This window comes from Nonomuraea sp. NPDC049649, from assembly GCF_040675175.1.
Lineage (GTDB): Bacteria > Actinomycetota > Actinomycetes > Streptosporangiales > Streptosporangiaceae > Nonomuraea.
On sequence record NZ_JBFAOH010000001.1, the window covers coordinates 320,210 to 331,681 of the forward strand.

Consider the following 11,472-nt stretch of genomic DNA (forward strand, 5'->3'; position numbering starts at 1 on the left):
CGCGGACAGCCACGTCCCCTGGATCAAGCCCGGGCGGCGGTGCGGAGGGCGCGGTAGAGCAGCCGGGCGTCGCCCAGGTGGTGGCGGAGCAGTTTCTCCAGGCCGCCGATCGGCACCAGGTTCTGCGGGGCGCGCGGGTCCTTGTAGTCGACGCCCGCCAGCGGCGGCAGGGCCAGCGTCACGGTGTCGGCCAGCGCCGCCGCCTCCTCCGGCGCCAGGTCGGCGCTCGCCTCGCAGCGCACGATGCCCGCCCACGGGGTGAGCGACCGCACGGGCAGCCGCACGTACCAGGCGTGCCGCCGCCAGCTCGTGCCCATGAGGAACACCGGGGTCCGCTGCCCCGGCCCCAGCGACGACACCACCGCCGACTGGGCGGGCGGCAGGTAGGCGGTGTGGTGGGTCTTGATGTAGCCGATCGTGCGCGGCAGATGGCCGCGCCCGCGCAGCGGCCCGTCGACCAGCAGCAGGTCGTCGGCCTTGCTCCGATGGCGGACCGACAGCTCCACCTCCAGCTGGGTGACCTGCCGCTGCAACGCCAGCGACAGCTCCTCCACCGACGAGTCGGCCGCCCGCCCGGGCTGGTAGGTGGCGTGCGTGGTCTTCACCTCGGGCGCGCTCGCGGAGGCGCTGATGATCGAACGGCGCACCTCGACACCGGCCAGCCCCGCGCCGTCCGGGCCGCAGCGCACGATCCCGGCCGCGTACGAGGCGGCGATCCCCGGCAGCGGCATGGCCGTGTCGGGATCGTCCACCCAGACCCGGGCGTCGATCCGGCGCACCCCGTCGGCGACCAGCAGCGTCTCGGGCGCCCTGGCGTCGGGCCCGGGAGTGATCGGCTTCCAGTCGCCGGCCGGGCGCTCGATGTCCAGGATGAGTTCGGCGCTGGTGGCGCCCAGCTCGGAGAACGCCTCCGCCGCCATCGCGGCGGCGTAGCCGGGATCCCAGGGGTCGACGGAGAACGCCGTCACGGCCCCACCCGCCGTACGTGCGAGCCCTTGGCGTCGCGGCCGACCTCGAACCGCACCGGCACCCGCTCGGCCAGCGCCGGGACGTGGGTGACGACGCCGACCATGCGGTCCTGCCCGGCGGCGAGCCGTTCCAGGGTGGTGGCCACCGTGTCGAGGGTGGCGGGGTCGAGCGTGCCGAACCCTTCGTCCAGGAAGATCGAGTCGAGGCCGCGCGCGACCGCGTCGGACAGCGCCAGCGCCAGCGCGAGCGCCGCCTGGAAGGTCTCCCCGCCGGACAGGGTGCGGGCGCTGCGCCGCAGCCCGGCCTCGGCGTGGTCGATGACCTCGATCTCGGTACGGTCGCTCAGCGCGAGCTCGTACTGACCGTCGGACAGCTCCCTGAGCATGCCCGAGGCGGTGGTGACGAGGACGGCCAGCGCCTCGGCGCAGAGCCAGCGCTCGAAGGCGTTGGCGCGCAGCCGGAGGGCCAGCTCGTGCGCGACCTTGGCGGCGTGCTCCTTCTCGGCGACCTCCTCGGCCAGTTCGGCGGCGCGCTGACGGGCCTCCTTGACCCGTTCCAGCCGGGACTCGACGCGGGCGACCTCGCCGGCGACGGCCGCGCCGAGCTGGTCGGGGGTGCCCTCGCTGGGCAGCGGGACCTCGTGCTCGCGCAGCCGTTCGGCGAGCCTGGCGCGTTCGCGGGACAGACTCGCGGTGGCTTCGGCGAGCGCCTTGTCCCGCTCGGCCAGCGCCGCGGCGGCGGCGCGCGCGGCCCGGTCGCGCCAGGCGAGCAGGTCGGTCCAGGCGCGGTGCAGGTCGTCGCGGTCCAGCGGGGGCGGCGGGTCGTCGTGCGACCCGAGCGCGAGCAGCCGGTCGCGGGCCGTCTCCAGTGTCCGCCACGCGTCGGCGGCCCGCCGTTCGGCCCTTTCGGCCTCTGTCTGCGCCTGCCTCAACCGGGTACGGGCGGTCCTGGCAGCGGCGCGAGCCTCGGCTGCGACCGTCTCCGCCTTGGCGATCGCGGCCAGTCTCCCCTCGACCTCGGCCCGGTCCACCGCCGGAGGCAGCGCCGCCAGCTCCCCTTCCAGCTTGGCCACCTGCCCCGCGTACATCCCCGCCGACGTCTCGGCCTTCGCGTACGCGGTCCGCGCCCGCTCGGCTTCCTTCCGCGCGGCGGCCAGCACCCCTTCCGCCGCCTTGATCTCCTCGGCTCCAGGCCCCCGCCCAGAGCCACCCACCGAACCGGCGTGACTCCCCGAATGAGGATGACCCGCCGAAGAGGCAGCACCCACACGTGCGGAGGAGCCCGCCGAAGGACGCCCGCCCGCCTGTTCGGGGTGAGTCGTCGAACCGGCACCACCCGCGTGTCCGGGGGCGCCCGCCTGGCTCGCTGAAGCGTGGTCTTCACCATCGGCGGGGCGGGCGTCGACGGGGCGGAGGCAGACGGGGCACGGGGCGCCCGGGGTGAGGCGGGAGGCGAGGTCGGCGGCGGAGTGGGCGTCGCGGAGCCGGTCGCGGTGGCGCTCGGCCTCGGTTACGGCCCGGTCGGCTTCCTGGAGCGCGGACTTCAAGGGGGCGAGGGAGTCGGCTGCCGACTGGGCCTGGGCGCGGGCCGACTCCAGCTGGGCGGTGAGGCGGTCGCGGGCGTCGAGGGCGGCCAGGGCGGCCTGGGGCTGGTCGCGTCCGCCGAGGGCGGCCAGGGCTTCGTCGGCGGCGTGTTCGTCCGCTTCCAGCGCGGCGACCTCGTTCAGGAGCGCCGTCACCGCTTCGCCGGCCGTCCGGCGGGCCGTCGAGAGGGTCGCCACCCCGTCGGGCAGGCGCGGCGCCGCCAGCGCGGCCTGCCGCTCGGCGACGGCGGCGCGTTCGCGGGTGGCGTGCCGGATGTCGGCTTCGCGGTCGCGCAGCAGGTCGAGGTCGGTGTCGAGGGTCGCGGCCAGCCGCCGCAGCGCCGCGAGCCGCCCGGTCAGCTCCGCCTCCAGCTCGGCGGTCGCGCCCGACAGCTTGCCGAGCTGGTCGCGGGCCAGGGAGGCGGCGCTCCTGGCGGTCTCCTCCTCGCGGACCGCCCGCTGCCGGATCGCCTCGTACACGTCGGCGTCGAGCAGCTGGACGAGCAGGTCCTGCCGTTCGCGCGGCGCGGCGTGCAGGAACTCGGCGAAGCGCCCCTGCGGCAGCACCACGCACTGGGTGAAGAAGCGGTATTCCAGCCCGGTCACCCGCTGCACCTCGGGAGTGACCTGCTCGCCCTCGGCGAGCGGCTTGACCACGGCCTCCCACGCCTGATCGAGCGGCACCCCGGCGGCCAGCTCGTCGATCCGGGCCTCTTTGGTGCGGACCGTGCCCTTGCTGTCGCGGACGAGCGCGCGGACCACGCCGTAGCGGCGGCCGTCGCTCTCGAACAGCAGCGCCACCTTCCCGGCCGCGACGGACGGGGCCAGCGCATGGGCGATGACGTTCTCTCTCCCCCAGCGGGGCACGGTCCCGTACAGGGCGAAGCAGATCGCGTCGATGACCGTGCTCTTGCCCGCCCCGGTGGGCCCGGTCAGCGCGAAGTAGTCGACGTCGGAGAAGTCGATCTCGGCGGGCTCCCGGAAGCTGCCGAAGTGGTCGAGCCGGAGCAGCAGGGGACGCATCAGCCGGTCACCTCGTCGTAGAGCCGGTCGAAGAGGGTGGCCACCTGCTCGTCGGCGCGGCCGGTGGCGGTCAGGTATTCGCGGAACAGTTCGCGCGGGCTGCGGGCGGGGGCGCGCGACTCCCGTACGGCGGCGACGGGGCGGAAGCGTTCGTCGAGGGACACGTCGAGCGCGCCCGGCAGCAGCTCGCGCACCTGGTCGGCGAGGCCGACCCGGGGTTTCTCCTCCACGATCACGCGCAGCCAGTCGTCGCCCGCCTCCACGGTCTCCAGCTGCTCCAGCGTGCCGCGGACCGTGCGCAGCCGGCGCGGCGAGCGGAACACGACCTCCTCCACCACCGCGGGGCGGCCAGGTTCGACGTCGACCAGCAGGGCGCCGGGCTGGTTGGCCTCCTCGCCGAAGTCGACGGCGATGGGCGACCCGCTGTACCAGATCGGGCAGGGGCCGGGGAGCTGCTGGCGGCGGTGCAGGTGGCCGAGGGCGGCGTACTGGGTGGACGGCGGGAAGGCGGTGGGCTCGAAGTAGTACGAGAAGATCGACTGGGCTTCGCGTTCGCCGCCGCCGAACCGGCCGCCGGGGAGGGTGCCGTGCGTGGTGACCAGGTTGACCGTGTCGCTCCGGAAGTCGGCGGTGAGCGCGGCGATCAGCTCGGCGATGCGGGCGGCGTAGTCGCGGTTGTGCTCGGCGGCGGTGCCGGTCAGCACTTCGGCGGCGCGGACCACGTACCGGTGTGAGAGGAAGGGCAGCACGGCGAGCCGGACCGGCTCGCCGGAGCGGGCGGTGAAGGCGAGCGTGCCGCCCTGGTCGGGGCGGCGGAACGAGCCGACCACGTGCAGGCCCAGCTTGCCGAGCAGCGGCCGGTAGACCTCGAAGAGCTGGGGGTTGTCGTGGTTGCCGGCCAGCACGACCACGTCGCGGCCGCCCTCGCGCAGCGCCATCAGCGCGGGCAGGACGAGCTGCTGCGCCTCGGGGGTGGGCGCGGAGGTGTCGAACAGGTCGCCGGCCACGATCACCAGGTCGACGTCGCGCTCGCGGGCGGTGGCGACCAGTTCGCGCAGCACCTGGCGGTGCTCGTCGAGGCGGGAGCGCCCCTTGAGCACCTTGCCCACGTGCCAGTCGGCGGTGTGCAGGATCTTCACGGGTCGACCTCTCAGAACGGCGGGATGTCGTCTTCGGCGCCGGGCAGCCCCTGGAACGGGTCGGCCGTCGTCTCGGCCGGGGCGAGCGCCTCGGAGGGGCGGGTGGCCCAGGCGGGGAACGGGAAGGCGACGGCGAGCGGCACCGGGATCTCGGGCTGGGCCACGAACATGGTGCCCGGCCTGGCGATGGTGGCCCGGTCGCGGACGGCCGGGGGCAGCCACCCGTACTCGGACCTGGCGGCCTCGGCGGTGTCGAGGCGGCCGGCGACGCGGACGGCGCTGTTGGCGACGATGCGGCGCTCCACCTCCGACGCGGTCTGCTGGGCGCCGACGAGGATCACGCCGAGGCTGCGGCCCCGCTCGGCGACGTCGAGCAGGATCTCCTTGATCGGCGAGTCGCCCTCGCGCGGCGCGTACTTGTTGAGCTCGTCGAGCACCACGAAGAGCAGCGGCTTGGCGGTGCCGGAGGACTCCTTGCGGTGGAACTCGCCGCGCAGCACGACGCCGACCACGAACCGCTGCGCCCGCTCGGGCAGGTTGTGCAGGTCGACGATCGTCACCTGGGCACTGGAGGTGCTGACCGAGTGGTTGCGGTAGAACGGCAGGTCGCCGCGGACGATCGGGGACAGCGCGCGGACGGCGCTCCTGAGGCGTCGCAGGAAGGCGTTCACGGTGCCGAGCGGGGTCTGCGCGCCGGTCCACTGGTGGCGGCTGCCCTCGTCCTGGAGCTGGTCGGACAGCAGCTCGACCAGGTCGGAGAAGGTGCGGCAGGCGGTGCCCTGGATCATCACGGCGCCGCCGTCGCCGACCGGCTCCGCCCACGCCTTGAGCCGGGCCGCGACCTGGCCCACCAGCAGCGAGTAGCCCGCCCGCTCGTCGTCGGCGTCGGCGAACGCGAAACGCAGCAGCTCCTCCTGGCAGAACTCGACGAGCGTCCAGTAGAAGGAGCTGACACCGTGGGTGCGGGCGGAGACGTGCGGCACGCCGTTGGGGTCACCGGGCCGGGGCGGGGCGAACACGTGGACGCTGCCGAACGGCCTGGCGGGCAGCCCGAGCCGCGCGTAGACGGCCTTGGCCGCCTCGTCGAGACGGACGTTGTCCTGGTCGAGGAAGAGCAGGTCCTCCCCCTTGACGGAGAAGATCAGCGCCTTGGTGTTGGCCGCCTCGCCGCCCAGCACCCCCGAGTTGAAGATCGAGTAGAGCAGGAACGTGGCGAACGAGGTCTTGGTGGCCACGCCGGACACGCCCGAGATCGACACGTGCGCGCCGCGGGTGCCGTCGAGGAAGTCGAAGTTCACGTAGAGCGGCTGCCCGTCGCGGCCCACGCCGAGCGGCACCCGGCGGTCCATCACGTCGAAGTAGAGCGCCTGGTCGCGGTCGCCCGCCCCGGCGAGGTAGACCCGGGCGCCCGGCAGCGGCGGCACGAACACCTCGGGCTCGACCCGCGTGACCCGTACCTCCGCCACCTCCACCACGGCGGCGGGCAGCGCCCCGTCGGCGATCAGGAACACGTCGGAGTCGTAGGCGGCGCCCTCGTGACGCGCCTCGACCGCCGTCACCACCCCCGCCATCACCAGCGGGCCGTGGCCGGGCACCTCGCGCTTGGTCACCACCACGTCGTCGAGCTGCACCACCTTGCCCGGCTCGAGACCGATCCAGAACGACAGCGGCGAGGCGGCCTGCGTGCCGAGCACCCGGCCGACCGCGCCGGCGGCCACGGCGGCATCCGCGGCCACATCCGCGCTCGTCATCCCGTTGACCGTCACAGAACCCTCCACCCCCATCGACGCCTCCCTGCAGGGTAGTGCGCCGGTGCGACAGAAGTCCCCGGCCGCGCGTCACGGATCCTCGCTGATCAGCACTTTCACGGTGACGGTCTCCTCACCCGCCGGGCCGCTCAGGCGGATCGACAGGTCCCAGACGCCGGTCATGGTGAACAGCTCGCCCTCGGCGACGTAGTGGCCCGGTTCCCGCTCCTCGGCGGCCACCTCCGGCGTGGCGTGGCCCATGCTGGGCATCGCCGCCGACACCGCGACGGTGTCGGCGTCGCCCGAGGTGACCCGTACTTCGACGGCGGTGCGGCCGGTGGCGGGACGCTCGAGGTGGACGGCGGTGGTGTACCGGACGCCGGCGGCGGTGAGGTCGAGCGGGCCGGAGGTCAGGGCGGCGCCCGCGGCGAAGAGCGCCACCGCCGCCAGGATGAGCGCGGCCAGCGCGATCAGCCGTTTCATCGGGCCTCCGCGACGTCGACGGCGAACGGCCGGGTGACGATGTGATCTGTGGTGGCGTGCTGCGCCCAGGCCAGGTAGCGGCCGGCCCGGGGGAAGCTGAAGGTGAAGCGCAGCCGGGTGCCCGGGGCGCCCATCTCGTGGACGTGGCCCAGGAAGGATCCGTCCTGGCTGCGGACGATCAGGTGGCCGGACATGCCGAGCCACGGCCGGACCGGGCTGTCGGCGGCCACCTCGATCGTGGTGGGGCGGCCCGCGACCGGGACGGCGGGACGCAGGAGGGGCGAGCCGGCCGCGCCGGCGGTCCCGTCCGCGTCGCCCGGCTCGCCGCCGACGGTGAAGGCGCCGGCGAGCAGCTGACCGCCCGAGTCCTCGCGTTCGAGCTCGGCGTGGGCCAGGTAGCGGCCGGGCCGGTCGGCGCGGAGCCGGACCTCCAGCCGTCCCGGCGCGGTGCGCAGCGGGTGCACGTGGCGGAAGTAGCGGCCGTCCTCGCTGGTGACGATCAGGTGGGCGAGCGCCTCGTGGTGGGAGACGAGGTCGTCCACCGGCCGCCCGGTGGCCCCGTCCACCAGGTCGAGGGTCAGGGTGAACTCCTGTCCCGCTACCGGCTGCGCGGGCGCCGTGCCGAACCGGCCCTGGGCGTACGGGCGGCCGCCGGCGAGGAGAGTGTCCGCGGACGGGGCGGCGCCGTCGGGCGGGCCGGGCGGCACGAAAGGTTCGAAGACGACGACCATCGCGGCGACCGTCACTCCGGCCGCGGCGCCGGCGGCCAGCAGCATCGCCGGGCCGCGCCGCGCGACCGCACCGGTGAGCAGACCCCCGACCAGCAGCAGCCCCGCCGCGAACAGGCCGCCGTAGATCAGGAACTGTCCCGGCGAGCCCCGGTCCACCAGCACGCGGAAGGGCACCACGGAGGTCTCGCCCCCGGCGCGCACGGTGAGCTCGTGCGGGCCGGTCTCCTCGACCCTGAGCTCGGCGTACTCCGGCTCGGCGGCCGCCCGCGCCACACCCGTGGTCGTGCCGCCGCCGGTGAGCGAGCGGACCTCCAGGCGCACGGGCAGACCGGCGGCCCCGTCAAAGGCGGCCCCGTCGAAGGCGGCCACGCCGATCCGCAGCGGCCCCGGAACCCGTGGCGTGCCCTTGATCACCAGCGTGATCTCGGCGCCGCCGATCGTCTGCGCCAGCCGCAGATCAGCCCCGGCCGTCACGTTGTGGGCGGCGGCCGGGGCGGCGAGCGCCAGCAGCAGGACGGCGGCCAGGCAGAGAGCCCTGATCACTGGGATCCGGGTGCGGCGTCGGGCAGGAACAGCGCCCCGAGCAGGAGCCCGATCAGCCCGGCGACGATCGGCGCGCCGGTCCACAGCTCGGGCACCGAGGGCAGGCTCCCCGCGGTGGCGGAGGCGACGCCGATATACAGGGACCAGGTGGCGAACGCCGACAGGCCGGCGAACGCCCAATAGGCTCCGCGCCGCGCCGCCGACGGGCGCAGCCACCGGATCAGCAAGTCGCTCACCAGCCCCGCGGCGACGAAGGCCAGCAGGATCGGCAGGTTGCGGAAGGTCGTCTGGGCTCCCGGCATCAGGGCGACGATCGCGTACATGAGCGTCACGCTGCCGAACGGCGGCTGCCAGCGGCGCACCAGCAGCAGCACCGGCGCGAGCGTGATCACATTGGTGATGACCATGGCGGTGGCGAGCCAGACGGACCTGTCGAGGTCGGAGAACGCCGTCACCACGTCGTCCGCCCCTTGCTGCAGGGCGTCGCCGTACGACAGGAAGAGCGACACCAGCGTGGTCGCGAACGCGAGCCCGACGAGCGCGGGCAGCAGCCGCCAGAGCGAGGGCCTGACGCCCACGTCGGGGGCGTGCCAGGCGGAGCGGAGCGGCGTGGTGACGATGAGCATCATCGTGGCGACCAGCCCGAGGTGTGAGGGGCTGAACAGGATGTCGACGGACGTCTCGATGCCGAGAAAGGTGTGCCACATCATGTCGGCGAACCCGAACGCGGCGAACGCCGGAATCGCCACCAGTCCGGCCAGGTAGCCCATGGGCACCGCCGCGACCCCCTGGCGGCCGGTGCGGACGTTGCGCAGCACCTGCCAGATGATCCAGCCGGCGACCGCCGCGAACCCCGAGTAGAACACCGCGTGCCACGGAGTGAAGAACGTCTCCAGCTCGCTGGGCAGGTTGGTGTGCGCCCACGCGTCGATCATCAACCCGATGCCGAACCAGAGTCCGAGCAGTGCGGTGACCAGGTCCGTGCGCGGGGACACCCAGCCGCGGTCCTCTCCCGAGTCCGCCAGCAGTCGCCGTAAACCGGCGTCGGCCGTTGCCACGTCATTCCTCCCTGTGCCTTGCCGAGATCGCATCTGAACGTGTCCACGGTACGCGGATACGCTCAGGCACACTGGGCGGATGACCTTGATCGATCATGAGCCGGTCACGCCGTTCGAGGAGCGGCTGTGGGCGGCTCACCGTGACGGGCGGACGGCCCTCTGCCTGGCCATGCTCCGCGACGCCGACCTGGCCCTGCCGATCACCGCGGCCGCGGCGGACGGGACCGAGGCCCCCGCCTGGGCGACGGCCGCGGACGCCGAGCGGACCTGGGTGCTGGCGTACACCTCCGCGGAGGCGATGCGGACGGCCACCGGCGGCCGCGCCGCGCACTGGCGGGTGACCTCGCCCGTGGAGCTGGCGGCCGGCTGGCCCGACCCGCGCTGGGGGCTGGCGATCAATCCCGGGCTGGGCGCCTCCTTCCTGCTGGAGTCCGGCACGCTGGCCAGGCTGGCGGTGCCCACGCTGGCCCAGGATCTGATGATCGCCCCGAAGTCCGGGGTGCCGACGGTGCAGAAGCTGCTCTCCCCCGCCGACGTCCACGACCTGATCACCGGTGGGGTGCCGCGGATCTCCGGCTACTGCCATCACGCGCTGGACGTCTCGCACATCGCGACGCCCGCCGTGCTCGCCGACGCCCTGGGTCAGCCGGACATGCTGACCGGCGACGGCTCGTTGAACGTGCTGCGCTGGCGCCCCGCCGGGCTCGCCCTCTACCGCACCCCCTACGGCGGTACGGACGAGGAACGCAGGGACGCGGTGGCCGGGTGGGTGGTCGAGGAGCCGCCGTTCGTCGGGCTTGGCCTGGTGCCGAACGTGGACCAGGTCATCCGCGAGTACAAGGTGTACGGGGTCGTCCTGCCGCACGGCGCGGAGATCTGGGAGCTCACGGCCGAGGGGACCGAGCACCGGCGCGCGTTGTACCACGGTGACCTGCGGCGGTGGCTGCTGATCGGGGTGCGCGGATGACGATCCGGGCCTACTACCGCGCCCGCTGGCGTGGCGTGGACTACGAGGCGAGCCCCGAGTCGCACAGCCTGGAGCTCTGGGTACGGCTGCGCAGCCCCGATCCGGTGGACGGTTTCGAGGAGGTCGAACCGGGCTGCCACGTCCGCACGGTGCCGGCCGAGGAGTGCGAGGCCCTGCACTTCGTCACGGTGGTGTGCGGCTGGCGGGGCGAACGGTGCCACGTGCACGCCGAGCGCGACGGGTGGCTGCTGCTGGAGTACGCGGGCGGTTCCGCAAAGACGGCGCGGGAGCTGGGGATGGAGCGGATCGAGCGGGGCGTGTACCGGCTCTGGGTGCCGCGCGCGGAGGTGAACGATCTCGGCGAGGAGGCCGTACCCCTGAAAGGGGAGCCGGTTTGATCACCTCTTGCCTTTTGATGTTCATGTGACAGAAACTAACCAGTAATGTGGAAGTGTGACCCGGTTCACGAGTGACGGGGGTGTCTTGGAACCGCACGGTCCTCCCGACACGGCGGCGATGCGCGCCTACGCCGACGAACTGCGCGACCTGTTCCGGCAGATCCAGGACGCCAGTCTGGAGCTGCACGAGAAGGCGCGGGCGGTCCAGGTCACCGAGAAATCGCGCGACGGCCTGGTGTCGGTGACGGTCGGCGCCCGCGGCGAGCTGGTCAGGATCGATCTCGACCCTCGCATCTACCGGCGCCCCGACACGCGTCACCTCGCCGACACGATCACCGAGACGACCCACCGGGCGGTGGCCAAGGCCAGGGAACGGGTCACGGAGATCTTCGAGCCGGTGATCCCCCGCGCCGAGTTCGAGGCGCACCTCGACGGCGACATCGAGGCCGCGATGACGCTGCTCGCCGACCGGATGGAGGGCAGGATTTGAGGCTCTGGGACGGTACGGAGATCACCCGGCCGGTCGTCGACCGGGGCCTGACCCAGTGGGACACGATGGCCGGCGACCTCGACAAGCAGTTGTCGGAGCTGGCCGCCGAGGTCAAGGCGGCGCTGGCCGCCGCTCCCTGGGGCGCCGGGGCCGAAGGGCTGGCGTTCTGGCAGGCCCACTTCCAGGGCGACGGCCCGAACCTCCTGCTCGAACGGTGCGCCCTGCTCGCCGAGGAGATCAGCGGAGAGCCGGGCAGGGTGCGCGAGGCGGTCACCAACACGCTGGAAGTGGACGCCGCCATGAAGGAGGATCTCGGCGGCGTGATGTGGCAGGTCTGAGGC

11 protein-coding genes are annotated in these 11,472 nt (G+C 73.8%); 4 read left to right on the forward strand and 7 right to left on the reverse strand.

What is annotated here, in order from left to right; all coding sequences use genetic code 11:
• Positions 1–23: 23 nt before the first annotated feature.
• From AB0J42_RS01540 to AB0J42_RS01570, 7 genes are all read right to left on the reverse strand, one after another.
• Positions 24–968 (reverse strand): hypothetical protein, encoded by a 945-nt coding sequence (locus AB0J42_RS01540; protein ID WP_364287210.1) that lies wholly within the window; start codon positions 966–968, stop codon positions 24–26.
• Positions 965–3,574, reverse strand: a complete 2,610-nt coding sequence (locus tag AB0J42_RS01545; RefSeq protein ID WP_364287213.1) for an SMC family ATPase — start codon at positions 3,572–3,574, stop codon at positions 965–967. The genes AB0J42_RS01540 and AB0J42_RS01545 overlap by 4 nt, the downstream gene beginning before the upstream one ends.
• Complete coding sequence (locus AB0J42_RS01550) at positions 3,574–4,713, reverse strand: exonuclease SbcCD subunit D (protein ID WP_364287216.1); 1,140 nt, start codon at positions 4,711–4,713, stop codon at positions 3,574–3,576. Before AB0J42_RS01550 ends, AB0J42_RS01545 begins: the two co-directional genes overlap by 1 nt.
• Before the next feature lie 11 nt (positions 4,714–4,724).
• Complete coding sequence (locus AB0J42_RS01555) at positions 4,725–6,479, reverse strand: ATP-binding protein (protein ID WP_364287219.1); 1,755 nt, start codon at positions 6,477–6,479, stop codon at positions 4,725–4,727.
• Between the two features lie 72 nt (positions 6,480–6,551).
• Positions 6,552–6,944 (reverse strand): FixH family protein, encoded by a 393-nt coding sequence (locus AB0J42_RS01560; protein WP_364287222.1) that lies wholly within the window; start codon positions 6,942–6,944, stop codon positions 6,552–6,554.
• Positions 6,941–8,218, reverse strand: a complete 1,278-nt coding sequence (locus AB0J42_RS01565; protein WP_364287225.1) for a hypothetical protein — start codon at positions 8,216–8,218, stop codon at positions 6,941–6,943. Before AB0J42_RS01565 ends, AB0J42_RS01560 begins: the two co-directional genes overlap by 4 nt.
• Positions 8,215–9,276, reverse strand: coding sequence for a hypothetical protein (locus AB0J42_RS01570; protein ID WP_364287228.1), 1,062 nt, complete (start codon positions 9,274–9,276; stop codon positions 8,215–8,217). Before AB0J42_RS01570 ends, AB0J42_RS01565 begins: the two co-directional genes overlap by 4 nt.
• Before the next feature lie 79 nt (positions 9,277–9,355).
• On the opposite strand from AB0J42_RS01570, the gene AB0J42_RS01575 reads away from it, so the two are divergent.
• From AB0J42_RS01575 to AB0J42_RS01590, 4 genes are all read left to right on the forward strand, one after another.
• Positions 9,356–10,243 carry an SseB family protein gene (locus tag AB0J42_RS01575; protein WP_364287231.1) on the forward strand — a complete coding sequence of 296 codons (888 nt, stop codon included), beginning with the start codon at positions 9,356–9,358 and terminating at the stop codon, positions 10,241–10,243.
• Positions 10,240–10,641, forward strand: coding sequence for a hypothetical protein (locus AB0J42_RS01580; RefSeq protein WP_364287234.1), 402 nt, complete (start codon positions 10,240–10,242; stop codon positions 10,639–10,641). Before AB0J42_RS01575 ends, AB0J42_RS01580 begins: the two co-directional genes overlap by 4 nt.
• A gap of 85 nt (positions 10,642–10,726) precedes the next feature.
• Positions 10,727–11,131 carry a YbaB/EbfC family nucleoid-associated protein gene (locus tag AB0J42_RS01585; RefSeq protein WP_364287237.1) on the forward strand — a complete coding sequence of 135 codons (405 nt, stop codon included), beginning with the start codon at positions 10,727–10,729 and terminating at the stop codon, positions 11,129–11,131.
• Entirely contained in the window at positions 11,128–11,469 is a 342-nt protein-coding gene (locus AB0J42_RS01590) for a hypothetical protein (RefSeq protein ID WP_364287240.1), read from the forward strand. The genes AB0J42_RS01585 and AB0J42_RS01590 overlap by 4 nt, the downstream gene beginning before the upstream one ends.
• Positions 11,470–11,472 lie beyond the last annotated feature (3 nt).